This window comes from Kitasatospora hibisci (assembly GCF_043950205.1).
GTDB classification, from domain to species: domain Bacteria; phylum Actinomycetota; class Actinomycetes; order Streptomycetales; family Streptomycetaceae; genus Kitasatospora; species Kitasatospora hibisci.
In genome coordinates this window covers 5167375-5193199 of record NZ_CP171642.1, presented here as the reverse complement: position 1 = coordinate 5193199, position 25825 = coordinate 5167375, and the positions used below count along the sequence as shown (strand labels likewise).

Sequence of the window (25825 nt, the reverse complement as noted above, 5' to 3'; positions counted from 1 at the left end):
CCGGTCCGCGCCGTCCGCGGCGGGGCCCGGTTCGCCCGGTTCGCCCGGCCGGGCCCGGCGGCTCAGCCGGCGATCCGTCCGGCCAGCTCGACCGCCTCTGCCAGGCTGTCCACCACCGGCACGCCGACCGGCTCCAGCTTCTCCCGGGTGTGCGAGCCACCGGTGTACAGCACGGCGTGCGCTCCCGCGTGCAGCGCCGCCAGCGCGTCGTCCGCGGCGTCGCCGATCAGCACCGTCCGGGCCGGGTCCACGCGCTCGCCGAGCGCGGCCAGGTGCCGGGTGAGGTGCTCCGCCTTCTGGCCGCCGGCCGGGCCGCTGCGCCCGTCGACCCGCAGGAAGTGACCGGTCAGCCCGAAGCCGTCGACGACCGGCACCAGCTTCTCGTGCTCGTACATCGACAGCAGCGACTGGCTGTGGCCGGCCGCCAGCCAGCCGGCCAGCAGCTCCAGCACGCCGTCGGTCAGGCCGCAGGCCGTGCTCAGCTCCCGGTAGCGCTCGTGGAAGGCGTCGTCCAGCAGCAGCCACTCGGTCTCGGAGGGCAGCCGACCGAGCAGCCGCTGGTAGAAGCGGGGGATCGGGATCTCGTACTGCTCCCGGTACTCCTGCATGGTCATCGGCCCGATGCCGACGGTCGCGAACGCGGCGTTGCTCGCGCCGAGCACCGCTTCCATGTCGTGGAAGAGCGTCCCGTTCCAGTCCCAGACGATATGAGTGCGCACGGAGGGAACGGTAGCCCCGCCCGTCACCCGATCGGTAGGACGGGGCTCACGCCGCCGCAGGCCGGGGCCGCGGGCTCAGGCCAGCAGGCCGGGGATCTCCTGGGTGGCGAACCAGAGCAGCTCGTGGTCTTCGGCGCCGTCCACGGTGAACTGGGCGTCCTGGTCGCCCGCGTCCGCCCGGGCGACCGCCTCGACCGCCGCCGTGACGTCCGCGACCACGTCCGTGTCGGAGACGTCCGCGTGCACGGCCGCCGCCTTGGCCAGCGGCACCGGGCCGGCCAGCACCACGCGGCCGAGCGAGGCCTGGTCCTGGTACTCGTCGCCGGGGAACGGCTTCACCGCGGAGTCCGCGACGTCCAGGGCCACCACGACCCGGCGGCGCGGCGCCTGGGGGTCGCCGGCCAGCAGCCGCAGCGAGGACTGGGCGGCCCGGTTGAGCGCCGCGTACTCCAGCTCCTCGATGTCGTCGCTGACGTACCACTCGCGCAGGGCGGGGGTGACGGCGTACGCCGCGGTCTGGTCCAGGGCGCCGCCCGGGTGCGCCGCCGCCAGGCCGGTCAGGGTGGTGGGCACGTACACGCGCATCGGTGGCACTCTCCGGTTCGTCCAGCGGCACAGCTTCCAGCGTCCCCAAGAATAAGCTGCGCACGGGCGCTCGTGATCACCGTTCGGCGCATGCCCGCGCCGTGTGCGCCGGGCGCGCGGCCGTTCGCGGTACGCCGCCGGGGCGTGCGCCCCGGGGCCGGTCAGCGGACGCCGTCGTCCCCGGTCCGGTCAGCGGACACCGTCCAGGGCGGCCCGGCTGGTGCGCAGCGAGCTCTCCAGCACCGCGGCGCGCCGGGCCGTATCCATCAGGTTCGGGCCCATCACCGCGAGGTCGGCGGGCGTCGGCGCGAGCAGGTGCACCCGGACGCCGCTCGCCCGCAGCAGCCCGGCCTCGCGCACCAGCCGGCGGGTCACCGCCCGGCGGTAGCCGCCGACCAGCTGGGCGAGCACCCCGCGCGGCCGGTCCCGGGCGGCGTACCACTCGCGAAACTCGTGCAGCGCCGCCAGGGTGCCCCGGCCGGTCTCGTCACGCTCGCGGGGCTGCAGCCGCAGGGCCATCGGGGCGAGCACGAAGACCTCGTCCAGGCCTCGGCCGATCATGAGGTCGGCGTTGGTGGCCGACCAGCATCCGCCGTCGACGTACGCGGAGCCGTCCACCCGGACCGGGGTGAACCAGCCCGGGATCGCACAGGAGGCCATCACCGCGTCGGCGATCGCCGCGGGCGGCGCACCGCGGTCGCCGAAGACCACCCGGTGGCCGGTGCGGTAGTCCACCGCGGCCACCCGAAGCGGCGAGGCGTCCGGCCAGCCGCCCGGGCCGTGCAGGCCCCGCACCAGCTCGCCGACCATGGCCAGCGAGCCGCGGCCGTGCGGCGCCATCGCGGAGACCGTGGTCAGCAGCGGGTGGGCGCGCGGGTGCCGGACGGCGTCCCGCAGCAGACCGGGCGAGCCGATCCCGACGCGCGGGCGCGGCGGCAGGGCGCCGCCGACCGCGGTGTCGTAGTCGAAGTCCAGCCCGGCCAGCGGGCCGGCGGTCACGGGCAGGCCTCGCTGATGGTCGCGGAGCTGGTCGGCGCCGACCCCTCCGGCCAGCAGCGCGGCCAGGATCGCGCCCGCCGACGTGCCGAGCAGCACCTCGTCGCCGCCCGGGCGGCGGCCGGTCACCTCCTCGACGGCGCACAGCGCACCGACGGTCCAGGCCGCGCCGAGCATCCCGCCGCCGCCCAGGACCAGGCCGCGCCTCGGGGTGGCGTCGGCGGTGTCCGGCGGCGGCGCCCCGGTCTCCGCCGGCCGTGCGTGAGCTGCCTGCGCCGCCGCTCCGGCCCCCGCGGGTGGGGGCTGAGATGCCCGTGTCGTCATGCCGGCCGCCTGTCGTCGTCGGGGCGGTTCTCGCCGTGCCGGGCGTTGCGGTCCGTCCGGCGGTGGTTTCCGGTCCGGCTCCGATCGTGCGCGCCGAGCGGTCGGCGGCGCAACGCCACCCGCGGCGGCCGCGACGGGGGACGGGTGGAGCCGGACCGTCCCCTTTCGGGCCCTCCCGCCCGTGCCCGCACGTCAACCGGGTGCCGTGCGGGCGCTGTGGGGCCCCGCCACCGCCCTGGCCCGTTCATCCGGATAGGTGAACCTTCCGGCCCCTCGGGGGCGCGCCACAACACGGTTGCCGGCCCGTGTGGGAGCCGGCTACCAAAGGTCCGTCCGTAGTCGCACGACCTCCACGAGGAGCACCCGTGACCGCCTTGTACCCGTCGTCCGCGCCGCACGGCGGCAGTCGCCCGCACCGGCCCCACCCGCGCCCCGGCGTCCGACCCTGCCGGCCGCCGGCGGGCGGGCGGCAGCCGCGCCACCCCCGGGCCGCCTGTGCCACCGCCCCCGGCACCGCTGCCACCGACCCTCGCCTGCGGGCCGGGCTCACCACCCGCTTCGCCCACCAGCTGGTCGAGGTGCTCGTCGGCGCCCGGCCGTCCGGCCAGCTGATGCGCCACACCTCGCTGGACGGCTACGGCCAACTCGCCTCGCTGGTCCGCGCGGGTGCGCTGCGGCGCGGCGGTGCCGCGCGGCCGCGGCTCGGGCCGGTGCACGACCGGTCGCCCTCCCCTGACGCGGTCGAGGCCTGCGTCCGGGTCGACCTCGGCAGCCGGCACCACATGGTGGCGTTCCGGCTGGAGCTGCGCGGGCCCGCCGGGCAGTGGCAGTGCACCGCGGTGGAGGCCCGGTGAGCGCCACCACGGCGCCGGCCGCCCCGCGCCGGACCGGGCCCGGCCGCCCTGCCGCCGTGCGGCCTGCGCCCGCAAGGCCTGTTCCGGCCCGGCCCGCCCGGCCCGCCCGCAGAACGGCGCAGGGCGCCACCCCCGTACGGGAGCGGCGCCCTGCGTGGCGGCGGACCGGTCGGCCCGGCCGCGGATCAGCCCTTGCGGCGGCGGCCCTTGGCCGACTTGGCGGCCTTGCGGCGCTCGGCGCGGGTCATCCCGTCACCCTCGTCCTCCGGCACGTAGTCCTCGAACTCGCCCTCGACCACACCGCCGCCGACCTCCTCCGAGGGAGCCGTGTAGTGCAGCCGCTGCGGCTTCGGGGCCTCCAGGCCCTTGGCCTTGATCTCCGGGCGGGCGGCGTCCTTCTCCAGCTTGTCGAGCATCACCTCGGTGTCCTCGACCGGGACCTCCTCGACCTGCTGCTCGACCTGGACCTCCAGGTTGAACAGGTAGCCGACGGACTCCTCCTTGATGCCCTCCATCATCGCGGTGAACATGTCGAAGCCCTCGCGCTGGTACTCGACCAACGGGTCGCGCTGCGCCATGGCCCGCAGACCGATGCCCTCCTGCAGGTAGTCCATCTCGTAGAGGTGCTCGCGCCAGCGGCGGTCCAGCACCGAGAGGACGACGCGGCGCTCCAGCTCGCGCATGATCTCCGCACCGAGCTGGTCCTCGCGGGCACCGTACTGCGCCTGGATGTCCTCCTGGACGACCTTGGTGAGGAACTCCGGGGTCAGCCCGGCGACGCCGCCCGCCTCCTCCTCCAGGTCCTCGAGGTCCAGCGTGAGCGGGTAGAGCTGCTTGAGGGCGGACCAGAGCTTCTCCAGGTCCCAGTCGTCCTCGAAGCCCTCGCCGGTGGCCGCCTTGACGTAGGCCTCGACGGTGTCGTCCATGAAGTGGCCGACCTGCTCCTGCAGGTCCTCGCCCTCCAGCACGCGGCGGCGCTCGCCGTAGATGACCTCGCGCTGGCGGTTCAGCACCTCGTCGTACTTGAGGACGTTCTTGCGGATCTCGAAGTTCTGCTGCTCGACCTGGGTCTGCGCCGAGGCGATGGCACGGGTGACCATCTTGGACTCGATCGGCACGTCCTCGGGCACGTTGGCCATGGAGAGGACGCGCTCGACCATGCCGGCCTTGAACAGGCGCATCAGGTCGTCGCCGAGCGACAGGTAGAAGCGGGACTCGCCCGGGTCACCCTGGCGGCCGGAACGGCCGCGCAGCTGGTTGTCGATCCGGCGGGACTCGTGGCGCTCGGTGCCGAGGACGTAGAGGCCACCGGCCTCCTTGACCTCGTCCTGCTCCGCCTTCACGGACGTCTTGGCCTTCTCCAGCGCGGCCGGGAACGCGGCCTCGTACTCCTCCGGGCTGTCGACCGCGGAGAGCCCGCGCTGGGCCAGCTCGGCCGCCGCCAGGTGGTCGGCGTTGCCACCGAGCATGATGTCGGTACCACGGCCGGCCATGTTGGTGGCGACGGTGACGGCGCCCTTCCGGCCGGCCTGCGCGACGATCTGCGCCTCGCGCTCGTGGTGCTTGGCGTTCAGCACCTCGTGCGGGATGCCGCGCTTGCGCAGCTCCTGCGACAGGTACTCGGACTTCTCGACCGACACGGTGCCCACCAGCACCGGCTGGCCCTTCTCGTGCTTCTCGGCGATGTCCTCGACCACGGCGGCGAACTTGGCCGGCTCCGACTTGTAGATCAGGTCGGGCTGGTCGATGCGCAGCGGCGTCTTGTTGGTCGGGATCGGCACCACGCCGAGCTTGTAGATCTGGTGGAACTCGGCCGCCTCGGTGGTGCCGGTACCGGTCATGCCGGCCAGCTTGTCGTACAGGCGGAAGAAGTTCTGCAGGGTGATGGTGGCCAGCGTCTGGTTCTCGTTCTGGACCTCCACCCCCTCCTTGGCCTCGATCGCCTGGTGCATGCCCTCGTTGTAGCGGCGTCCGGCCAGGATGCGGCCGGTGTGCTCGTCGACGATCATGACCTCGCCGTTCATCACGACGTAGTCCTTGTCCCGCTTGTACAGCTCCTTGGCCTTGATGGCGTTGTTCAGGAAGCCGACCAGCGGGGTGTTCACCGACTCGTAGAGGTTGTCGATGCCGAGGTAGTCCTCGACCCGGCTGACACCCTCCTCCAGCACGCCGACGGTGCGCTTCTTCTCGTCGACCTCGTAGTCGCGGTCGATCTTCAGGCGCTGCACCAGCTTGGCGAAGTCGGCGTACCACTTGGTCGCCTGGTCGGCCGGGCCGGAGATGATCAGCGGGGTGCGGGCCTCGTCGATCAGAATCGAGTCGACCTCGTCGACCACCGCGAAGTTGTGGCCGCGCTGGACGAGTTCGTCCTTCGACCAGGCCATGTTGTCGCGCAGGTAATCGAAGCCGAACTCGTTGTTAGTGCCGTACGTGATGTCCATCCCGTACTGGCGCTTGCGCTCGGCGGGCGTCATGTTGGCGAGGATCACGCCGACTTCGAGGCCGAGGAAGCGGTGCACCCGGCCCATCCACTCCGAGTCGCGCTCGGCGAGGTAGTCGTTGACGGTGATCAGGTGCACGCCCTTGCCGGTGAGCGCGTTGAGGTACGCGGGCAGGGTACCGACCAGGGTCTTGCCCTCACCGGTGCGCATCTCGGCGACGTAGCCGAGGTGCAGGGCGGCGCCGCCCATGAGCTGGACGTCGTAGTGGCGCTGGCCGAGCACACGCTTGGCGGCCTCGCGCACGGTGGCGAACGCCTCGGGGAGGATGTCGTCCAGGGTCTCGCCGTCGGCGAGCCGCTGCTTGTACTCGTCGGTCAGCGCGCGCAGCTCGGCGTCGGTGAGGTTGACGAAGTCCTCTTCGATGGAGTTGACCTGGGCAGCAATCCGCTGCAGCTTGCGAAGGATCTTGCCTTCGCCGGCGCGCAGGATCTTGTCGAAGACGGACACTTGAGCGGGCTCCTTGCCTGTATTGGCACTGGACGACTGCACGGCGGGTCCACCCCACCGCACGGGCCATCGTATGCGAGGAGTCCAACACCCCGGGAGGTGCGTCAGCACGCTATTCCCGTGTCACTCGTGCGAGCACATGCCACGATAGCGCCGCCCACCGGGGCAAATCGGTCAGCCTCCCGGGCAGTTGGGCGGTAACGATGGTTAATCGAATGCTCGAATTCCTCTCTGCACTGAATAATCCGTGTATGGGAGAGACCACGGAACAGCAGGACCAGAAGCCCGGCCGGCCGGCCGCCGGCCCGGTCACCCTCACCACCGAGCGCCTCGTGCTGCGGGCCCCGCAGGAGTCCGACGTCGACGCGATCCACCAGGCCTGTCAGGACGAGGAGATCCAGCGCTGGACGGTCGTCCCGGTGCCGTACCGGCGCGAGGACGCGGAGTTCTTCGTCCACGACCTCGCAGCCAACGGCTGGCGCACCGGCGACGCCCCCGTCTGGTGCGTGTTCGAGCGTGAGAGCGGCGCCCTGGTCGGCGCCCAGGGCCTGACCCGCAACCCCGGCCGCACCGGCACCGCCGAGATCGGCTGGTGGGCGACCAAGGAGCACCGCGGCCGCGGGTACACCGTCGAGGCCGCCCGCGCGGTGGCCCGCTACGGCCTCACCGAGCTGGGCCTGCGCCGGCTGGAGTGGGTGGCATACGTCGGCAACGAACCCTCCCGTGCGGTCGCCGGGAAGGTCGGCTTCCGCATGGAGGGCACCCTGCGTTCGTACGCCGAGCAGCGCGGCCGGTTCCACGACGCCTGGATCGGCGCGCTGCTCGCCACCGACCTCGCCGGCGCCGACGGCCGCACCGAGCCCGCCGGCTGAGGCGCCCCGGGTACCGGTGGCCCGGCGCCCACGGGCCCCGTGAGCCCGCCGGGCCCCGGGACCGTCCTCCGGAAGCCCCGCTGTCGTACTCCCCGTCTACGCTCGCGGGTATGACCGCCATGCCCACCGCTCCGACCCCCTCCCCCGTCGCGACCCTGAGCGCCGACGAGGCCCGTCGCATCGCCCTGCGCGCCCAGGGCCTGCTCGGTGCGCCGGACCGCCGGGGTGGTGTGCGCGCGATGCTCCGGCACCTCGGTTCCGTCCAGCTCGACACCATCTCGGTGCTGGCCCGCTCGCACGAGCTGGTCCCGTACGCACGGCTCGGCGCGGTCGGCCGACCGGCCGTCGAGGCGGCCTACTGGAGCGCGGGCACCACCTTCGAGTACTGGTCGCACGCGGCCTGCATCCTGCCGGTCGAGGAGTGGCCGCTGTTCGCCTTCCGGCGCCGGCGGTACCGCGAGCGCAACCACCTCTGGGGCCAGCAGGTGGACGAGGCCACCTACCAGGGGGTGCTGGCCCGGCTGCGCGCCGACGGTCCGCTGACCTCCACCGAGCTGGGCGGCGCCAAGAAGACGGCGGACTGGTGGGACTGGTCCGACACCAAGATCGCGGTGGAGCGGGCGCTGGCCTTCGGCGACGTGGTCTGCGCCGAGCGCCGCGGCTGGAAGCGCGTCTACGCCCTGGCCGAACGGGCCGTCCCCGCCGAGCTGTTCCACGCGGAGCCGACCGACGAGGAGTGCCTGCGCACCCTGGTCGCCCAGTCCGGCGCCGCGCTCGGCGTGGCCACCCGGGCCGACCTGCTCGACTACCACCGGCTCCGCCCCGAACAGGTGGACGCCGTGGTCGCCGACTCCGGGCTCGTCCCGGTGGAGGTCGTCGGGTGGGGCCCGGCCGGCGCCACCGCCGCCGCCTGGGCCGACCCCGCGGCACTCGCCGCCGCGCCGCGCGGTCGCCACCGCACCACGCTGCTCTCGCCGTTCGACTCGCTGATCTGGGACCGCCCGCGCACCGAGCGGATCTTCGGCATGCTGCACAAGCTGGAGGCCTACACGCCCAAGCACAAGCGGGTGCACGGCTACTTCGCGATGCCGCTGCTGGCCGGCGGCCGGCTGGTCGGCCGGGTCGATCCGGCGCGCGAGGGAAGGACCCTGGTGGCGCGTCAGGTCTCGCTGGACGCCGCGCGGCACGTCGAGGCGCTGGCCGCCGCCCTGCGCGAGGCGGCCGCGTGGGTGGGCTGCGACGCGGTGCGGGTCGGGGCCCTGCGGGACGAGTCGCTGCGCCCGGCCCTGGAGAAGCTGCTCGACAGCTGAGTCCGGCCCGCCGCGCGGGTGCACAGGGCCGCCGCCGTCACCCTATTTCGAGGATCTTCTCCCGCATCGCGTAGACCACGGCCTCCATCCGGGAGTGCAGCTGCAGCTTCTCCAGGATGTTGCGCACGTGGTTCTTCACGGTGTTCTCGCTGATGAACAACTCCTTGGCGATCTCCCGGTTGTTCATCCCGGTGGCCACCAGCTTCAGCACCTCCAGCTCCCGGTCGGTCAGCCGGGGTGCGGGCACCAGCTCCCGGTCGTCGGAGCGGCGCTGGATCATCGACTTGAACTCGGTGAGCAGCTTGGAGGCCATCGACGGGCTGATCTGGGACTGCCCGTCGGCAACGGCGCGGATCGCCGTGGCGACCTCGTCGGTGGAGATCTCCTTGAGCAGGTAGCCGGTGGCCCCCGCCTTGATCGCCTCGTAGAGGTCGGCCTCCTCGTCGCTTATCGTCAGCATGATGATCTTGGTGCTGGGCACCACGTCCTTGATCGCGGTGCACGCCTCGATCCCGCTGCGGCGGGGCATCCGGACGTCCATCAGGATGATGTCGGGCAGCAGGTCGGCGGCCTTGAGCACGGCCTCGGCACCGTCCCCGGCCTCGCCGATGACCTTGATGTCCTCCTCCTCCGCGAGCACGATCTCCAGCCCGCGGCGGAACAGCGCGTGGTCGTCGACCACCAGGACGCGGATCGGCTCCCCCCGGTGCAGGGCGTACCCGGGCTCCCCCTCGGGCCCGGTCGCCACCCCCGCGACAGGCCCCTTGGCGGGCCCCAGCCCGAAGTGATCCCCCATCCGCTCCTCCCCCGTCGCCGGTAGTCGTGCGCCAATCATTCCACGGCCGGGAGGCCCTGCGGTCACCCTCCGGCGCCGATCGCCTCGCATCGGGTGACCTCGGGAGCGCCCCGGAAGGCCGGTGACCCCGGCGGCAGCCGCCACCGGGGTCACCTCTCCCACACTGTTCGAACGGTCAGTCCTCGTCGCCGACCCCGCCGATCGCACCGCCCGCGCCGCCACCCGCCATGGCCGAACCGTCGGCCTTCAGGTGGATGACGCCGTAGTTGTAGCCGTGCCGGCGGTAGACGACGCTCGGCAGACCGCTGTCCTTCTCCACGAAGAGGTAGAAGTCGTGCCCGACCAGCTCCATCTCGTAGAGCGCCTGGTCGAGCGCCATCGGGGCGGCCGGGTGGGTCTTCTCCCGGACCACCAGCGGGCCTTCGCCCTCCACTTCCAGGGATCCCATCATGGTCTTGCGGACGGCCCCGTTGGTCACGCCCTCCGGGTGCGACGGCTCGGGCAGCGCGGCCAGGGCCGCGGTCGCCTCGGCGACGCTGATGGGGGTGCGGCCGTTGCCGCCCTTGTGGACCCGGCGCCGGTCTGCGGACTTGCGCAGCTGCGCGTCGAGCTTCGCCGAGGCCAGGTCGAGCGCCGCGTACGGGTCGCCGGCGGCGGCCTCGGCCCGGATCACCGGGCCACGGGTACGGAGAGTGATCTCCACGCGGTCCGACCGGTCGGCCTGCCGCGGGTTGTGTTCCTTGGACACCTCGACATCGAGGCTGATCGCCTTGGTGTCGAACTTCTGGACCTTCTCCAGCTTCTCGGCCACGTGATCCCGGAACCTCTTGGGCACCTCGGTCTTGCGGCCCTTGACGACGATGTCCACGCAGAACTCCGATCCCTCGTGCTGACGCCGATCCGGGTGCTACCGAATCGGGCTGAGACCCAGCTGGACCAGCCCATCCACTGCCGGCCCCCCGCTCCACCGTGAACGGCGGAAGCGACTGGCCCTCACCTCACTTCCTCCCCATCAGGGACGGTTGAAACCCCCTGGAGCCTCATCGAACACCTCACAGGGGGTTTTCGCCTCCCCAGGCGGATAAGTGGGTATGACCCGATGCTGTGGCCTGGCCGTCAAACTGTTGCACCCTGTCTACCCTCCAGCGAGTGAAACATGGGTAAATACCTGGACAACACCCCCCGTACGGCGGATCCTTTGCTCACTCTCCGTGCCTTCAGCCGCCAGGAGCAGCCGTGCCGCCCACCCCCGTACCCACCCGTCCGCAGACCGCCCAAGGCCCGTTCGCCCACGCACTGGCCGGCCTTCTGGACACCCTGCTGCCGACCCGCTGCGCCGGCTGCGGCACCGACCGCACTCAGCTCTGTCCCGTCTGCCGCGGTGCGCTGGCCACCACCCGGCCCGGGCCCACCGCGCTGCCCTGGGTGCACGCCGCCGCCCCCTACGCCGACCCGGTGCGCCAACTGCTGCTCGCCCACAAGGAACGAGGGGCCCTACGGCTGGCCGGCCCGCTGGGCGACGCGCTCGCCAGGGCCGTGCGCTCCTCGCTCGGGCCGCGCGCCGCACTGGCGCCGTTGCTGCTGGTCCCGATGCCTTCCGCCCCGGCCGCGGTCCGCGCCCGCGGCCACGACCCGACGCTGCGGCTGGCCGACGCGGCCGCCCGGTCCCTGCGCCGGTCGGGACTGGACGCCCGTTCGGCGTCCCTGCTGCGGCACACCCGCCCGGTCGCGGACCAGGCCGGGCTCACCGCCGCCGAACGGCGGCGCAACCTGCACGGCGCACTCACCGTACTGCCGCGGGCCGACTGCCGGTTGAAGGGGCGTCAACCGGTACTGGTGGACGACCTGGTGACCACCGGCGCCAGCCTGGCCGAGGCCGCGCGGGCCCTGACCGCCGCCGGGCTCGCCCCGAAGGCGGCCGCCGCCGTGGCGGCCGCCGTCCCCCGCCGAGGGCCTCAGCCCGGGTAGACGAAGGCGGACGCCCGGAAGGTCGGGTTGACCTCCCGCCACTGACTGTTCACCAGCCGGTACACCTTGCCGTCCGCGGCCTGCCGCGCCAGCACCGGCTTGACCTCCTGCAGGACGTCCCCGCGGGCCTCGGACGCCTCCGCCGAGGACATCCCCTCGCCGCCCTGGAGCGGGGCCTCGCTGTTCTGCGAGCCGTCGGTGCTCATGTAGTGCAGCTGCGGCAGGCGGCCGTTCTCCTTGCCCAGCACGAGCAGCTGGTCCGCCTCCGCCCAGGACACCGAGGCGACCTCGGTGAGCAGCGGCGCGGCCGGGCGCAGCCCGACCACCTGCGCGGTCGGCGCCTCGATGCTGCCGCCGTGGACCACGAGGCCCAGCCAGAGCGAGCGGGTGCCGCGGACGTCCTTGAGCATCAGGGCGACCCGGACGCCGTCGGAGGAGATCTTGAGGTCCTGCACGGTGTGCCCGTCCAGGCCCTCGACCGGCACGGTGACGGGTTTGTCACCGCGCACCATGAGCACCCGGCGGTTCTGCGGGTCGCGGTCCACCACCCAGAGGTCGCCGCGGCCGTCCCAGCTGGGCGAGGCCAGGCCGTCCTCGGCCTTGTCCCCGGCGCGAACCGGGGTGGTGAGCAGCGGCTCGGGCATCGTCCGCACGTTGTCCGAGAGCCCGACCGTGTAGAGCTGGTGGCCGTTGGCCCCGATCGCCGCGGCCCGGGCGCCGTCCCGGGCCACCGCGATGGTGCCGAGCGGCTGCTTGCCGGGCTGCGGCTTGCCGAGCGGGCCGCGGACGGTGGTGCCCTCGGCGTCGTTGACCTCCATCAGCACGCCGTCCTCGGCACGCTGGAGGTACTGCTGACCGGCGGACGGCCCGACCAGCGCGCCGGGGCCGGTGAACGGCACGTCGGTGCGGCTCGCCTGGCAGCCGGCTCCGTGCGGGCCCTTCAGGTCCAGCCGCTCGATCTGCCCCTTGCCCTGGTCGGCGAGGGTGTAGAAGAGCTGCGTGGCCATCCGCCGGCAGAGCATGGTGCTGCCGAGGTCGACGCCGCTGAGCACCACGCGGGCGGTGCGGCTCTCGTCCACGCTCACCTGCTCGACGGTGCTGCCGGTCGGGAAGGCGGTCTGGGCCACCGGGGAGAGCCAGTCGGACGGGCCGGCGACCACCGCGCGGGCGGCCGAGGTCAGCGGGTCCGTCCGGCGCCGCAGGTAGATCGGGTCGGCGATCAGCACCTCCGGGGCGGCGGCCGCGGACGGGTCCTGCTTCGCGTAGAAGAAGCGGTCCGCCTGGCGGTAGCTGTTGCGGAAGTTGGTCTCGTTGATGACCACGCCGTCGGGAAGCTCGGATATCCGCCACTCGCCGCCCTTCTCCCGGACGAAGGAGAACGGGAGCGCGACGTCCCGCTGGCCGTCCGCGAACCGGTAGGCGTGCTTGTCGTCCACCTCGGCGACGACCCGGCTGGAGGCGCGGATCGCGAACGCCGTGTCGGCGTCCGTCACGGTCTGGCTGGGCTGCACCGTGGGATTGGCCGCGAGCACCTTGATGCCGGCGTCCGGCTTCCAGCGCATCCCCGCTTCGGCGGTGAGGTACTGGCGGGCGGTGTCGTAGCTCTCGTCCGAGGTCAGCGCGTCCAGGAAGCCGGCGAGCAGGTCGCCCGGCTTGGCACCCTTGGCCGGCCCCACCGGGAAGACCCTGACCTGCAGGTTCTTGTCGGCCGTCCCTTGCGAGAGCTCGACCTTGCCGATGCCGCCGGAGTCCGGCATCGCGGCGCAGCCACCCACCAGCAGGGTGCCCACCACCGCGCCGGCCACCGCGGCCAGCCGCGGCTCAGTCCTGCTGATCCGTCGCACGCTGCGACCCCTCCATGTCCGTCCCGCCGCCGGTGCCGACCGCGGCCTCCGCAGCCTCGGGCCCGCCCGTCTCGTCCGGCCCCGCCGTCCGCTGTGCCACCGACGGCCGCCTGGGCGCCGGGTCCACCATGACCTGGGCACCCGTGGCACCGTACCCGGCGCCCGCGGTCCGCACGTCCGAGGGGTCGGAGCGCGGTCCCTCCGGCAACCGGGGGTTGCCGAGGCCGGGGCCGATGCTCAGCACACCGCCGAGCCCGCTGCCGAAGCCGTTGCCGGAGGCCTCCGGGGTCTCCGGGACGGCGTCCTCGGCGGCGGTCAGCGCGGTGGCGCCGGCCGGCCGGATCGCCCGGCGGTAGGGCGTCCCGTACGTGCCGAGGCCCCGGTTGTTGCGTGAGTCCTCCGGCTCCAGCCGGAACGGCGCGCGGCTGATCTCGCCGCCGCGGGTGCGCGGCAGGGTGAGCCGGAAGTGCGAGCCGCCGCCGGGCTCGCCCCAGGCCTGCAGCCAGCCGCCGTGCAGGTGCGCGTCCTCGACCGCGATGGAGAGGCCGAGCCCGGTGCCGCCGGTGGTCCGCACCCGCGACGGGTCGGCCCGCCAGAAGCGGTGGAAGACGCGGGAGGCCTCGCCGGGCTTGAGCCCGATGCCGTAGTCGCGCACGCCGACCGCGACCGCACCGTCGGCCGAGCCCAGCCGGACCACGACGTCACGGCCCTCGCCGTGCTCCAGTGCGTTGACCACCAGGTTGCGCAGGATGCGCTCGATCCGGCGGGAGTCGACCTCGGCCAGCACCGGCTCGCCGTCGCCGCGGATCACCACGGCGCTGCCCTTGGCCTGGGCCAGCGGATCGGCGGCCTCGACCACCCGGCCGACGATCTCGCGCAGGTCGACCGGCTCGGCGTCCAGGATCGCGGCGCCGGCGTCGAAGCGGCTGATCTCCAGCAGGTCGGCGAGCAGCGACTCGAAGCGGTCCAGCTGGCCCTGGAGCAGCTCGGCCGAGCGGGCGGCCATCGGGTCGAGGTCGTCGCGGCTGTCGTAGATCAGGTCCGCGGCCATCCGCACCGTCGTCAGCGGGGTGCGGAGCTCGTGCGAGACGTCCGAGACGAAGCGCCGCTGCACCCGGGAGAGCTCCTCCAACTGGCGGATCTGCGCCTGCAGCGCGTTGCCCATCCGGTTGAAGGACTCGCCGAGGCGGGCGATGTCGTCCGTCCCGGTGACCTTCATCCGCTCCTCCAGGTGCCCGGCGGCCAACCGCTCGGAGATCCCGGCGGCCATCCGGACCGGGGTGACCACCTGGCGCACCACGAGCCAGGCGATGCCCCCCATCATGATCACCACGAAGACGCCGGCAGTGGCCAGCGTCCCGGTGACCAGGCCGAGGGTGTTGGTCTCCTGGCCGAAGGAGAAGACGTAGTACAGCTGGTACCGGGCCCCGGTCGGGCCGGAGAACTGCGTGCCGATGGCGAGGCCGGGCTCGGTCCGCCCACCGCTCTCGGCGGCGCGGTGGATCACGGTCGGCTGGTCGAAGATCCCGCTCTCGGAGGAGACCTTGGCCCGCAGGCTGTCCGGGATGCTGTTCGGCAGGATGTCGCCGGAGTAGCGCGGCCCGAGGCCGGTCTGCTCGGGCGTGACCGTCTGGCCGCTTCCGGGCAGCGTGGCGATCACCGAGTAGACGCCCTGCCCGCCGGCCGCGAGGTCGCCGACCTGTTTCAGCAGCCAGGTGCCGATCTCCTCGGTGGACGGGTCCGCGGTCGCGCCCACCTTGAGGCGCAGGTCCTTCGCCTCGTCGATCTTCTTCAGCTCGGTCAGGAAACCGGACTTGGCCTGGTTGCGCGCCGAATCCTTCTTGGTGTCCAGCAGGCCGTTGCGGACCTGGGCCACCACGACCACGCCCAGGACCAGCACCACCACGACGGAGAGCAGCAGCGTGGCCGCGACCACCCGCAGCTGGATCGAGCGGCGGTACAGGGCCACCACCCGCTGGACCGGCCAGCGCAGCTGACGGGCGACCATCGCGAACAGGGAGCGCGGCCCGCGCCGGCGGCGGCTGCGCGTCGTCGAACTCAGCACGTCCCCGCGCACGGCGCCGGCCCCGCCGGTCGCGGTACCCGACGGGGTCTCGTCAGCCCGGTACATCACGTCAGCTGGGCCCGGCCTTGTAGCCGACGCCACGGACGGTCACCACGATCTCGGGACGCTCCGGGTCCTTCTCGATCTTCGAGCGGAGACGCTGGACGTGCACGTTGACCAGGCGGGTGTCCGCCGCGTGGCGGTAGCCCCAGACCTGCTCCAGCAGCACCTCGCGGGTGAACACCTGCCAGGGCTTGCGGGCCAGCGCGACCAGCAGGTCGAACTCCAGCGGGGTCAGCGGGATGCCCCGGCCGTCCCGCTTCACCGAGTGGCCGGCCACGTCGATCACCAGATCGCCGATGGTCAGCTGCTCGGGCGTCGGCTCCTCGGCACGGCGCAGCCGCGCGCGCACCCGGGCCACCAGCTCCTTGGGCTTGAACGGCTTGGTGACGTAGTCGTCGGCACCCGATTCCAGGCCGACCACGACGTCCACGGTGTCCGTCTTGGCGGTCAGCATGACGATCGGAATGCCCGATTCCGCCCGGATCTGCCGGCAGACGTCGATACCGTCCCGACCGGGCAGCATGAGGTCCAGAAGCACCAGGTCGGGCTTGGTCTCCCGGAACGCGGCTAGCGCCTTGTCCCCATCCGCGACGAAAAACGGCTCAAAACCCTCACCACGCAGCACGATGCCGAGCATCTCGGCCAGTGCGGAGTCGTCATCAACGACGAGGACGCGTCCCTTCATGCGTCCATCTTCTCATTACCGGATTGTGACCTGCCGCACAGCAGTCCCATTGCTCCAGAACGGCCAACAAGCCACCCCGGCGAATTCCGGCCATACCGGGCGAATAACCGCCGCCCGACCCCGCCCGGCCGCCCGGCCGCCACCGCGCGGCCACCACGCGCGCGCCCGTTGCCGTACAGCAACCGGACACCCCTGGGGCCCGTCCGACCACCATGGCACGATGGGCGCTGCGCCCTGATGAAGATCCACCCGGCGCCGCGAACCTGAAGCCCTCCGAGGAGCAGTGATGACCGACACTCCGGGCTGGGCCTCGCCCAGCTCGTCCGAGCCGCCCCGCGACGAGCCCCGGCCCCCGGCCGACACGCCCGCCGCCGTGCCCGGGCAGTCGGTACCACCCCAGGGCGTGCCCGCCCCGCCGCCCGCCTGGGGCGCCGGCTACGGCGGCCCGCAGCCCGGCCCCGGCGGGCAGCTCCCCTACGGCGGGCCCGGCCCGTACGGCTGGGGCGTCCCGACCAGCCCCAAGCCCGGCGTCATCCCGCTGCGCCCGCTCGGCCTCGGCGAGCTCATGGACGGAGCCGTCTCCACCATCCGCAAGCACTGGCGCACCACGCTCGGCCTCTCGCTCGGCGTCGCCGTGGTCCACCAGGCCGCCGTCACCGGCACCCAGTTCGCCGTGAACGGCGACACCGGCGACCTCACCCCGGTCCTGGGCACACTGGTCAGCCTGCCGCTCACGATGCTGCTCGGCGTCGTGGCCACCGCCCTGCTGACCATGGTCGTCAGCCGCGCCATCCTCGGGCAGAACGCCACCGTCCGGGACGCCTGGCGCGACGCCCGCCCCCGGATGCTGCAGCTCACCGGCCTGACCCTGCTGACCGGCCTGATCGGCGCCGGCGTGGTCCTGCTGGGCTTCACCCCGCTGATCGGCTACCTGCTCTCCGGGGCGCACGAGCCGGTGATCGCGGCGCTGCTCGTCGTGGTCGGCCTGCTCAGCCTCCCGGTCGCCCTCTGGCTCTGGATCCAGCTCAGCCTGGCCGCGCCCGCGCTGATGCTGGAGAAGCAGGGCATCCTGACCGCCCTCTCCCGCTCCAGGCGTCTGGTCCGCGGCTCCTGGTGGCGGCTGTTCGGCATCAACCTGCTCAGCCAGCTGATGGCCGCCCTCGTCGCCGGGATGATCAGCGTGCCGTTCACCGTCGTCGGCCTCGTGCTCGGCTTCGACGACCTGGTCGGCCAGGTCGACAACGGCGAGGCCGCCACCCTGCCGGCCGCGATGCTGATCACCACCGCCATCGCCGGCGTCATCTCCGCCACGATCACCATCCCGTTCACCGCCGCCATCGGCGTGCTCCTCTACGTCGACCAGCGGATCCGGCGCGAGGCACTGGACATCGAGCTGGCCCGCGCCGCCGGCCTGTCCGAGTACGGCGCCACCGGCTGGAGCGGCCAGAGCGACCCCAGCGCGGCGAGGCTCTGAGCCGGATGCCGAACTGGGGGGACCTTCCGCGGGCGGCCGGCGGTGCGCCGATCACCGTGCCGCGCGACCCGGCCCGCGAGGCCGCCCGCGACGAGCTGCTCAAGGCGGACTACCACCGCCACGACCCGAGCCTCCAGGAGCGGGTCTACGACTGGATCATGGACCGGATCAACGACGCGCTGGGCGTCATCGCCGGCGACGGCACCAGCGGAACCACCGGGCTGATCGTCTTCCTGGTGGTCGCCGTCCTCGTCGGCGTCGGCCTCTGGTGGCGGCTCGGCGCCCCCCGCCGGGCCGCCCGCACCACCCTCGACGTCTTCGGCACCGCCGGACCGCGCACCGCCGCCCAGTACCGGGCCGACGCCGAGCGGCACGCCACCGCCGGTGAGTGGGCCGAGGCCGTCCGCGAACAGATGCGCGCCCTGGTCCGGGCCCTGGAGGAGCGCACCCTGCTCGACACCCGCCCCGGCCGCACCGCCGACGAGGCCGCCGCCGAAGCCGGCCGCTCGCTGCCCGAGCACGCCGCCGCCCTCACCGCGGCCGCCCTCACCTTCGACGACATCGCCTACGGCGACCGCACCGCCGACCGGGCCGCCTACCAACTGCTCCGCGACCTCGACCAGGCCCTCGAACGCGCCCGCCCGGCCCTCGCCGCGGCGCCGGGAGGAGCGGCATGACGACCACCGGCCCCGGACCGGCCCGGCCGCCGCAGCCCGCCCCGGCCGCTTCCCCCGCCGCCCAGACCTCACCCGCCGGCCCGCCGCAGGCGCCGGGCAGCGCCACCAGTCTCGCGCCCACCGGCCGCAGCCTCTGGCGCCGCTCCCGCTGGTACCTGCTCAGCGCCGCGCTGCTCCTGCTCGCCGCCACCGTGCTGGCCGGCCTGAACCAGGACCGTCGCTACCCCCGGCTCGACCCGCGCTCCTACGACGCCACCGGCACCCACGGCGTGGTCGCCCTGCTCCAGCGCGAGGGCCTCAGGGTCGACATCACCGAGGACCCCAGCGGACGCCCTGCCGGCAGCGGCACCCTCGTCATCCAAGAGCCCGACCTGCTCACCCCCGAGCAACTGCGCACCCTCGCCGCCGCCAAGCACACCCGCCTGGTCCTGCTCTCCCCCGGTCCGGCCGCGCTCAGCGCCCTGGCCCCCGGCGTACGGCCCTCCGACGAGGGCGGCGGCGCCCCCTACGCGGCCGTCCGCAGCACCGCCGCCCAGTGCTCGCTCCCCGAGGCCGTCCGGGCCGGCACCGCCCACCTCGGCGGCCTGCTCTACACCGCCGGCAGCCGCGGCGAGGGCTGCTACCCGCGCGGCCACGGATACCCCCTGGTCACCCTCCGGACCGGCAAGGACACCGAGGTCGTCGTCCTCGGCAGCGGCGACTTCCTCACCAATGAGCTCGTCAAGAAGGACGGCAACGCCTCGCTCGCGCTCGGCCTGCTCGGCTCCCGGCCCGACGTCACCTGGCAACTGCCCGACTACGGCACCCTGCTCGCCGAAGGCGGCAGCCGGAAGGAGCTCGGCGACTTCGTCCCCGACGGCTGGCGCTGGGGTGGCTACCAGCTGGTCGCCGCCGTCCTGCTCGCCGCCCTCTGGCGCGCACGCCGCCTCGGCCCCGTCATCGGCGAGAACCTCCCGGTGGTGGTCCGGGCGGCGGAGACCACCGAGGGCCGCGCCCGGCTCTACCACCGGGCGAAAGCCCGCGGCCGCGCCGCAGACGCGCTGCGCCGCGCCGCCGCGCACCGCCTCGCCCCGGCCCTGGGTGTCCCGCTCGACGCCGGACTCCCCGACCCCACCGCGCTCTGCGCGGCCGTCCTCGGCCGCCTCCCCGACCGCCCCGCCGGCGACGTCCAGGCCCTCCTGTACGGCCCGCCCCCGACCGACGACGCCGCCCTGCTGCGGCTCGCCGACGACCTCGACGCCCTCGAAAGGCAGGTACGGAAGCCGTGACCGAACAGGCCACCGCCCAGCTCCGCATCACCCCCGGCACGGCGCCCGCCACCCCCGGCACCACCAGTGACCCGCGTCAGGCGCTCACCGCCCTGCGCGCCGAGATCGCCAAGGCCGTGGTCGGCCAGGACGCCGCCGTCACCGGCCTCGTCGTGGCCCTGCTGTGTGGCGGCCACGTGCTGCTCGAAGGCGTCCCCGGCGTGGCGAAGACCCTGCTGATCCGCACCCTCTCCACCGCGCTCAGCCTGGAGACCAAGCGCATCCAGTTCACCCCCGACCTGATGCCCGGCGACGTCACCGGCTCCCTCGTCTACGACGCCCGCACCGCCGAGTTCTCCTTCCAGCCCGGCCCGGTCTTCACCAACCTGCTGCTCGCCGACGAGATCAACCGCACCCCGCCGAAGACCCAGGCCGCCCTGCTGGAGGCCATGGAGGAGCACCAGGTCACCGTCGACGGCGAGCCCCGCGCGCTGCCCGTCCCGTTCCTGGTCGCCGCTACGCAGAACCCGGTCGAGTACGAGGGCACCTACCCGCTGCCCGAGGCCCAGCTCGACCGCTTCCTGCTGAAGCTGATCCTGCCGCTGCCCGACCGTGACCAGGAGTTCCAGGTCCTCGCCCGGCACGCCTCCGGCTTCGACCCGCGCGACCTCGCCGCCGCCGGCGTCCGGCCGGTGGCCGGCCCCGAGCACATCGCCGCCGCCCGCGAGCAGATCGCCGAGCTCACCGTCTCGCCCGAGGTCCTCGCCTACATCGTCGACCTCTGCCGGGCCACCCGGCAGTCCCCCTCGCTCTCCATCGGCGTCTCCCCGCGCGGCGCCACCGCGCTGCTGGGCGCCTCCCGCGCCTGGGCCTGGCTGGCCGGCCGCGACTACGTCACCCCCGACGACGTCAAGGCGCTCGCCCTGCCCACCCTGCGCCACCGCGTCGCGCTGCGCGCCGAGGCCGAGATGGAGGGCGTCACCGCCGACTCCGTCATCCAGGCCGTCCTCGCCCAGACGCCCGCCCCGCGCTGAGCCGAGCAGTCCGGCGGGGCGGGCGTGCGACGCCCGCCCCGCTAACGACGACTCCCACACCTGACGACCCCGCTTCGACGAAAGAGCGCAACGCATGGCCCTCACCGGGCGTACCGCCCTCCTCGCCGCACTCGGCGCGCTCGTCGTGGGCCTGCTCCTGCCCTCCGCCGTCGGCCTCGCCGCCGTCACCGGCACCGTCCTGATCGCCGTCGCCGTCGATCTGGTGCTCGCAGCCCCGGTCCGCAGCCTCCGGCTCGCCCGCGGCGGCGACACCAACGTCCGGCTCGGTGAGACCGCGTCGGTGGAACTGACCGTCACCAACCCCTCCGGCCGCACGCTCCGCGCCCGCATCCGCGACGCCTGGGCCCCGTCCGCCTGGCGGCCCGACACCGAGTCGGCCGCCTCCCGGCACGGCCTGCGCATCCCCGGCCACGAGCGGCGCCGCGTCACCACGCTCCTCACCCCGACCCGGCGCGGCGACCACCACGCCCACAAGGTGACGATCCGTTCCCTCGGCCCGCTCGGTCTGGCAGGCCGTCAGGGCTCGCACCTCGTCCCCTGGACGGTCCGCGCCCTGCCCCCGTTCAACAGCCGCAAGCACCTGCCCTCCCGGCTCGCCCGGCTCCGTGAACTCGACGGCCGCACCTCCGTGCTGACCCGCGGCCAGGGCACCGAGTTCGACTCGCTGCGCGAGTACCTCGCCGGCGACGACGTCCGCTCCATCGACTGGCGCGCCAGCGCCCGCCGACACACCGTCGCGGTCCGCACCTGGCGCCCCGAACGCGACCGCCACATCCTGATCGTCCTCGACACCGGCCGCACCTCCGCCGGACGGGTCGGCGACGCACCGCGCCTCGACGCCTCGCTCGACGCCGCACTGCTGCTCACCGCGCTCGCCACCAAGGCGGGCGACCGGGTCGACCTGCTCGCCCACGACCTGCGCAAGCGCGTCTCCGTGGCCGGGCGGTCCCCCAGCGAGATCCTGCCGGCCTTCACCAACGCGATGGCCGTCCTGGAGCCCGCCCTCTACGAAACGGACATGCGGTCGGTGGTGGCCGGCGCGCTGAAGATGGCACCGCACCGCTCGCTGATCGTCCTGCTCACGGGCCTCGACGCGGCTCCCGTGGAGGACGGCCTGCTCCCCCTGCTGCCGATGCTCACCAAGCGCCACGAGGTCGTCCTCGCCTCGGTCTCCGACCCCCGCCTCGACGAGCTGGCCTCCGGCCGCGGCACCGTCGAGGCCGTGTACGGCGCGGCCGCGGCCGAGCAGACCCGCGCCGACCGCCGCCGCACGGCCGACCGCCTCACCCGCCAGGGCATCACCGTCCTCGACGCCCCGCCCGCCTCGGTGGCCCCGGCCCTCGCCGACGCCTACCTCGCCCTCAAGGCCGCCGGCCGCCTCTGACCGCCGGCCCCTTGCGCGGCCCTGCACCGACACGCCAGAGCCCCGCTGCGTAGTGCAGCGGGGCTCTGGCGTACGCCTCCCCGGCTGGGGGCCGGTGTGCCTGGAGGGCGGCGGAGTCGGCTCACCTGCCCCCTGGATCCCTCCCCCCGGCCTTCAGAGCCCTTCCGGGGCCGCCAGGTTGTCGGCCCCCCCGGCCCCTGCAGAAGCGGCCCTTCTCAGGATCCTCTGAGGGCGTTCGGCAGGGTCCTGCAAGACGTCCCGGAGCGCCCGGCACGACCCGGTCCCTGCGGTGTCCGGGGCATGGTGGAAGGCCATTTCCTCCAGCATTTCCCAGAGGCCCTGATCGTCCGGAAATGCGAAGAACCCCCGATCCGTTCCCGGACCGGGGGTTCTTCAGAAGAATTGTTCGGCGGCGTCCTACTCTCCCACAGGGTCCCCCCTGCAGTACCATCGGCGCTGTGAGGCTTAGCTTCCGGGTTCGGAATGTAACCGGGCGTTTCCCTCACGCTATGACCACCGAAACACTATGAAACTATCTACCGCCCACCCATCGATGGCGGGGGTCGTTGTTTCAGAACAACACAGTGGACGCGAGCAACTGAGGACAAGCCCTCGGCCTATTAGTACCGGTCAACTCCACCCCTCACAGGGCTTCCATATCCGGCCTATCAACCCAGTCGTCTACTGGGAGCCTTACCCTCTCAAGGAGGTGGGAGTGCTCATCTCGAAGCAGGCTTCCCGCTTAGATGCTTTCAGCGGTTATCCCTCCCGAACGTAGCCAACCAGCCATGCCCTTGGCAGAACAACTGGCACACCAGAGGTTCGTCCGTCCCGGTCCTCTCGTACTAGGGACAGCCCTTCTCAACACTCCTACGCGCACAGCGGATAGGGACCGAACTGTCTCACGACGTTCTAAACCCAGCTCGCGTACCGCTTTAATGGGCGAACAGCCCAACCCTTGGGACCTACTCCAGCCCCAGGATGCGACGAGCCGACATCGAGGTGCCAAACCATCCCGTCGATATGGACTCTTGGGGAAGATCAGCCTGTTATCCCCGGGGTACCTTTTATCCGTTGAGCGACGGCGCTTCCACAAGCCACCGCCGGATCACTAGTCCCTACTTTCGTACCTGCTCGACCCGTCAGTCTCACAGTCAAGCTCCCTTGTGCACTTACACTCAACACCTGATTGCCAACCAGGCTGAGGGAACCTTTGGGCGCCTCCGTTACCCTTTAGGAGGCAACCGCCCCAGTTAAACTACCCACCAGACACTGTCCCTGATCCGGATCACGGACCCAGGTTAGACATCCAGCACGACCAGAGTGGTATTTCAACGACGACTCCACAACAACTGGCGTTGCCGCTTCAAAGTCTCCCACCTATCCTACACAAGCCGAACCGAACACCAATATCAAGCTATAGTAAAGGTCCCGGGGTCTTTCCGTCCTGCTGCGCGAAACGAGCATCTTTACTCGTAATGCAATTTCACCGGGCCTATGGTTGAGACAGTCGAGAAGTCGTTACGCCATTCGTGCAGGTCGGAACTTACCCGACAAGGAATTTCGCTACCTTAGGATGGTTATAGTTACCACCGCCGTTTACTGGCGCTTAAGTTCTCAGCTTCGCCAGAGCGAACTCTAGCTAACCGGTCCCCTTAACGTTCCAGCACCGGGCAGGCGTCAGTCCGTATACATCGCCTTACGGCTTCGCACGGACCTGTGTTTTTAGTAAACAGTCGCTTCTCGCTGGTCTCTGCGGCCACCCCCAGCTCAGACAGCACGTGTCATCACCAGGAATGGCCCCCCTTCTCCCGAAGTTACGGGGGCATTTTGCCGAGTTCCTTAACCATAGTTCACCCGAACGCCTCGGTATTCTCTACCTGACCACCTGAGTCGGTTTGGGGTACGGGCCGCCATGAAACTCGCTAGAGGCTTTTCTCGACAGCATAGGATCATCCACTTCACCACAATCGGCTCGGCATCAGGTCTCAGACTACGTGAACGGCGGATTTGCCTACCGTTCGTCCTACACCCTTACCCCGGGACAACCACCGCCCGGGCTGGACTACCTTCCTGCGTCACCCCATCGCTCACCTACTACCCCGTTGGGTCACCGGCTCCACCACGTCCCATCATCCGAAGACTCCGGGCCGGCTTCACGGGCTTAGCATCAAGAGGTTCAGCGTTGGCGCTTCAAAGCGGGTACGGGAATATCAACCCGTTGTCCATCGACTACGCCTGTCGGCCTCGCCTTAGGTCCCGACTTACCCTGGGCAGATCAGCTTGACCCAGGAACCCTTGGTCAATCGGCGCAAGAGTTTCCCACTCTTGTATCGCTACTCATGCCTGCATTCTCACTCGTATACCGTCCACGACTCGATTCCTCGGCCGCTTCACCCGGCACACGACGCTCCCCTACCCATCCACACAGCCGTTGGGCCTATTATGTGAATGACACGACTTCGGTGGTGTGCTTGAGCCCCGCTACATTGTCGGCGCGGAATCACTTGACCAGTGAGCTATTACGCACTCTTTCAAGGGTGGCTGCTTCTAAGCCAACCTCCTGGTTGTCTCTGCGACTCCACATCCTTTCCCACTTAGCACACGCTTAGGGACCTTAGTCGGTGTTCTGGGCTGTTTCCCTCTCGACCATGGAGCTTATCCCCCACAGTCTCACTGCCACGCTCTCACTTACCGGCATTCGGAGTTTGGCTAAGGTCAGTAACCCGGTGAGGCCCATCGCCTATCCAGTGCTCTACCTCCGGCAAGAAACACGTGACGCTGCACCTAAATGCATTTCGGGGAGAACCAGCTATCACGGAGTTTGATTGGCCTTTCACCCCTAACCACAGGTCATCCCCCAGGTTTTCAACCCTGGTGGGTTCGGTCCTCCACACGGTCTTACCCGCGCTTCAACCTGCCCATGGCTAGATCACTCCGCTTCGGGTCTTGGGCATGCAACTCAATCGCCCTATTCGGACTCGCTTTCGCTACGGCTACCCCACACGGGTTAACCTCGCTACACACCGCAAACTCGCAGGCTCATTCTTCAAAAGGCACGCAGTCACGGCCAGCAGGCAAGCCCACTGACGACGCTCCCACGGCTTGTAGGCACACGGTTTCAGGTACTATTTCACTCCGCTCCCGCGGTACTTTTCACCATTCCCTCACGGTACTATCCGCTATCGGTCACCAGGGAATATTTAGGCTTAGCGGGTGGTCCCGCCAGATTCACACGGGATTTCTCGGGCCCCGTGCTACTTGGGAGATGAGCAAGCAAGCCGTACAGATTTCGCCTACGGGGGTCTTACCCTCTACGCCGGACCTTTCGCATGTCCTTCGACTATCCATACGGTTTCTGACTCGCCCAGCCGCCGGCAGACGACTGAAGCTCATTCCCACAACCCCCAAGCGGCAACCCCTGCCGGGTCTCACACCACCTAGGTTTAGCCTCATCCGGTTTCGCTCGCCACTACTCCCGGAATCACGGTTGTTTTCTCTTCCTGCGGGTACTGAGATGTTTCACTTCCCCGCGTTCCCTCCACACTGCCTATGTGTTCAGCAGCGGGTGACAGCCCATGACGACTGCCGGGTTTCCCCATTCGGACACCCCCGGATCAAAGCTCGGTTGACAGCTCCCCGGGGCCTATCGCGGCCTCCCACGTCCTTCATCGGTTCCTGGTGCCAAGGCATCCACCGTGCGCCCTTAAAAACTTGGCCACAGATGCTCGCGTCCACTGTGCAGTTCTCAAACAACGACCAGTCACCCACCTCCAAGAACCCGAAGGCACCTCTTCAGTGAGACCGGCAACTCTGAAGCAACGACCATACAGCCGTTCCCTCAGGACCCAACAACGTGCCCGACACACCCACACCATGACCTCTCTTCCACGCCGAAGCAGTACTAGGAGACATCGTCTGAACTGTGCCGAATAGTCAACGTTCCACCCATGAGCGAG

At 71.4% G+C, this 25825-nt stretch carries 18 protein-coding genes and 2 rRNA genes; 9 read left to right on the top strand and 11 right to left on the bottom strand.

The genetic code is table 11. The features are described 5' to 3' along the window. Positions 1 to 62: 62 nt before the first annotated feature. From ACF9IK_RS22770 to ACF9IK_RS22760, 3 genes are all read right to left on the bottom strand, one after another. On the bottom strand, positions 63 to 719 hold the full coding sequence (locus ACF9IK_RS22770; protein ID WP_395295979.1) for an HAD family hydrolase: 657 nt from the start codon (positions 717 to 719) through the stop codon (positions 63 to 65). Positions 720 to 794: 75 nt separating this feature from the next. Then, a complete protein-coding gene (locus ACF9IK_RS22765) occupies positions 795 to 1304 on the bottom strand; it encodes a DUF6912 family protein (protein WP_395295978.1) in 510 nt (169 codons plus the stop codon). Between the two features lie 189 nt (positions 1305 to 1493). After that, a complete protein-coding gene (locus ACF9IK_RS22760; RefSeq protein WP_395295977.1) occupies positions 1494 to 2624 on the bottom strand; it encodes a patatin-like phospholipase family protein in 1131 nt (376 codons plus the stop codon). A 365-nt stretch (positions 2625 to 2989) separates the two neighbouring features. On the opposite strand from ACF9IK_RS22760, the gene ACF9IK_RS22755 reads away from it, so the two are divergent. Next, positions 2990 to 3478, top strand: coding sequence for an Rv3235 family protein (locus tag ACF9IK_RS22755; RefSeq protein WP_395295976.1), 489 nt, complete (start codon positions 2990 to 2992; stop codon positions 3476 to 3478). A gap of 185 nt (positions 3479 to 3663) precedes the next feature. Here ACF9IK_RS22755 and secA read toward each other — a convergent pair whose 3' ends face one another. Next, complete coding sequence (gene secA, locus ACF9IK_RS22750; RefSeq protein ID WP_395295975.1) at positions 3664 to 6426, bottom strand: preprotein translocase subunit SecA; 2763 nt, start codon at positions 6424 to 6426, stop codon at positions 3664 to 3666. A 251-nt stretch (positions 6427 to 6677) separates the two neighbouring features. Here secA and ACF9IK_RS22745 point away from each other — a divergent pair, with 251 nt between their 5' ends. Both ACF9IK_RS22745 and ACF9IK_RS22740 read left to right on the top strand, forming a co-directional pair. Then, the gene (locus ACF9IK_RS22745; RefSeq protein ID WP_395295974.1) at positions 6678 to 7298 is read left to right on the top strand and encodes a GNAT family N-acetyltransferase; all 621 of its coding nucleotides are present in this window, start codon (positions 6678 to 6680) and stop codon (positions 7296 to 7298) included. 110 nt (positions 7299 to 7408) lie between these two features. Further along, positions 7409 to 8608, top strand: coding sequence for a winged helix-turn-helix domain-containing protein (locus ACF9IK_RS22740; RefSeq protein ID WP_395295973.1), 1200 nt, complete (start codon positions 7409 to 7411; stop codon positions 8606 to 8608). A 37-nt stretch (positions 8609 to 8645) separates the two neighbouring features. Here the strand turns inward: ACF9IK_RS22740 and ACF9IK_RS22735 are convergent, their stop codons facing one another. Beyond that, positions 8646 to 9404 (bottom strand): response regulator, encoded by a 759-nt coding sequence (locus tag ACF9IK_RS22735; protein ID WP_395295972.1) that lies wholly within the window; start codon positions 9402 to 9404, stop codon positions 8646 to 8648. 175 nt (positions 9405 to 9579) lie between these two features. Further along, positions 9580 to 10272, bottom strand: a complete 693-nt coding sequence (gene hpf / locus ACF9IK_RS22730; RefSeq protein WP_395295971.1) for a ribosome hibernation-promoting factor, HPF/YfiA family — start codon at positions 10270 to 10272, stop codon at positions 9580 to 9582. Positions 10273 to 10640: 368 nt separating this feature from the next. On the opposite strand from hpf, the gene ACF9IK_RS22725 reads away from it, so the two are divergent. Beyond that, positions 10641 to 11372: a ComF family protein gene (locus ACF9IK_RS22725; RefSeq protein WP_395295970.1), complete on the top strand. Its 732-nt coding sequence runs from the start codon at positions 10641 to 10643 to the stop codon at positions 11370 to 11372. On the opposite strand, the gene ACF9IK_RS22720 is transcribed toward ACF9IK_RS22725, so the two are convergent. The 3 genes from ACF9IK_RS22720 to mtrA all read right to left on the bottom strand — a co-directional run bounded on the left by ACF9IK_RS22720 (position 11360) and on the right by mtrA (position 16029). Next, positions 11360 to 13216, bottom strand: coding sequence for an LpqB family beta-propeller domain-containing protein (locus ACF9IK_RS22720; RefSeq protein WP_395295969.1), 1857 nt, complete (start codon positions 13214 to 13216; stop codon positions 11360 to 11362). The two genes, ACF9IK_RS22725 and ACF9IK_RS22720, sit on opposite strands and share 13 nt — an antisense overlap. After that, positions 13194 to 15224 (bottom strand): MtrAB system histidine kinase MtrB, encoded by a 2031-nt coding sequence (mtrB, locus tag ACF9IK_RS22715; protein ID WP_395295968.1) that lies wholly within the window; start codon positions 15222 to 15224, stop codon positions 13194 to 13196. The genes ACF9IK_RS22720 and mtrB overlap by 23 nt, the downstream gene beginning before the upstream one ends. Before the next feature lie 127 nt (positions 15225 to 15351). Further along, positions 15352 to 16029 carry an MtrAB system response regulator MtrA gene (mtrA, locus tag ACF9IK_RS22710; RefSeq protein WP_030061806.1) on the bottom strand — a complete coding sequence of 226 codons (678 nt, stop codon included), beginning with the start codon at positions 16027 to 16029 and terminating at the stop codon, positions 15352 to 15354. A 286-nt stretch (positions 16030 to 16315) separates the two neighbouring features. On the opposite strand from mtrA, the gene ACF9IK_RS22705 reads away from it, so the two are divergent. The 5 genes from ACF9IK_RS22705 (at position 16316) to ACF9IK_RS22685 (ending at position 21866) form a co-directional block, all read left to right on the top strand. Continuing rightward, positions 16316 to 17503: a hypothetical protein gene (locus tag ACF9IK_RS22705; protein WP_395295967.1), complete on the top strand. Its 1188-nt coding sequence runs from the start codon at positions 16316 to 16318 to the stop codon at positions 17501 to 17503. Between the two features lie 5 nt (positions 17504 to 17508). Then, positions 17509 to 18180 carry a DUF4129 domain-containing protein gene (locus ACF9IK_RS22700; RefSeq protein WP_395295966.1) on the top strand — a complete coding sequence of 224 codons (672 nt, stop codon included), beginning with the start codon at positions 17509 to 17511 and terminating at the stop codon, positions 18178 to 18180. Beyond that, entirely contained in the window at positions 18177 to 19448 is a 1272-nt protein-coding gene (locus tag ACF9IK_RS22695; RefSeq protein WP_395295965.1) for a DUF4350 domain-containing protein, read from the top strand. The genes ACF9IK_RS22700 and ACF9IK_RS22695 overlap by 4 nt, the downstream gene beginning before the upstream one ends. A 26-nt stretch (positions 19449 to 19474) precedes the next feature. Continuing rightward, positions 19475 to 20461 carry an AAA family ATPase gene (locus tag ACF9IK_RS22690; RefSeq protein WP_395298655.1) on the top strand — a complete coding sequence of 329 codons (987 nt, stop codon included), beginning with the start codon at positions 19475 to 19477 and terminating at the stop codon, positions 20459 to 20461. 94 nt (positions 20462 to 20555) lie between these two features. Then, entirely contained in the window at positions 20556 to 21866 is a 1311-nt protein-coding gene (locus ACF9IK_RS22685) for a DUF58 domain-containing protein (RefSeq protein WP_395295964.1), read from the top strand. 404 nt (positions 21867 to 22270) lie between these two features. Here ACF9IK_RS22685 and rrf read toward each other — a convergent pair. Both rrf and ACF9IK_RS22675 read right to left on the bottom strand, forming a co-directional pair. Next, a 5S ribosomal RNA gene (gene rrf, locus ACF9IK_RS22680) occupies positions 22271 to 22387 on the bottom strand. A 79-nt stretch (positions 22388 to 22466) separates the two neighbouring features. Continuing rightward, positions 22467 to 25586: ribosomal RNA gene (locus tag ACF9IK_RS22675) — 23S ribosomal RNA — on the bottom strand. Positions 25587 to 25825 lie beyond the last annotated feature (239 nt).

Excerpts from the sequence above, each read along its gene's own strand:
- ACF9IK_RS22765 (WP_395295978.1), bottom strand. The coding sequence starts at position 1,304 with ATGCGCGTGTACGTGCCCACCACCCTGACCGGCCTGGCGGCGGCGCAC.
- ACF9IK_RS22760 (WP_395295977.1), bottom strand. The coding sequence starts at position 2,624 with ATGACGACACGGGCATCTCAGCCCCCACCCGCGGGGGCCGGAGCGGCG.
- ACF9IK_RS22745 (WP_395295974.1), top strand. The coding sequence starts at position 6,678 with ATGGGAGAGACCACGGAACAGCAGGACCAGAAGCCCGGCCGGCCGGCC.
- ACF9IK_RS22740 (WP_395295973.1), top strand. The coding sequence starts at position 7,409 with ATGACCGCCATGCCCACCGCTCCGACCCCCTCCCCCGTCGCGACCCTG.
- ACF9IK_RS22735 (WP_395295972.1), bottom strand. The coding sequence starts at position 9,404 with ATGGGGGATCACTTCGGGCTGGGGCCCGCCAAGGGGCCTGTCGCGGGG.
- mtrB (WP_395295968.1), bottom strand. The coding sequence starts at position 15,224 with ATGGTCGCCCGTCAGCTGCGCTGGCCGGTCCAGCGGGTGGTGGCCCTG.
- mtrA (WP_030061806.1), bottom strand. The coding sequence starts at position 16,029 with ATGAAGGGACGCGTCCTCGTCGTTGATGACGACTCCGCACTGGCCGAG.
- ACF9IK_RS22705 (WP_395295967.1), top strand. The coding sequence starts at position 16,316 with ATGACCGACACTCCGGGCTGGGCCTCGCCCAGCTCGTCCGAGCCGCCC.
- ACF9IK_RS22700 (WP_395295966.1), top strand. The coding sequence starts at position 17,509 with ATGCCGAACTGGGGGGACCTTCCGCGGGCGGCCGGCGGTGCGCCGATC.
- ACF9IK_RS22695 (WP_395295965.1), top strand. The coding sequence starts at position 18,177 with ATGACGACCACCGGCCCCGGACCGGCCCGGCCGCCGCAGCCCGCCCCG.
- ACF9IK_RS22685 (WP_395295964.1), top strand. The coding sequence starts at position 20,556 with ATGGCCCTCACCGGGCGTACCGCCCTCCTCGCCGCACTCGGCGCGCTC.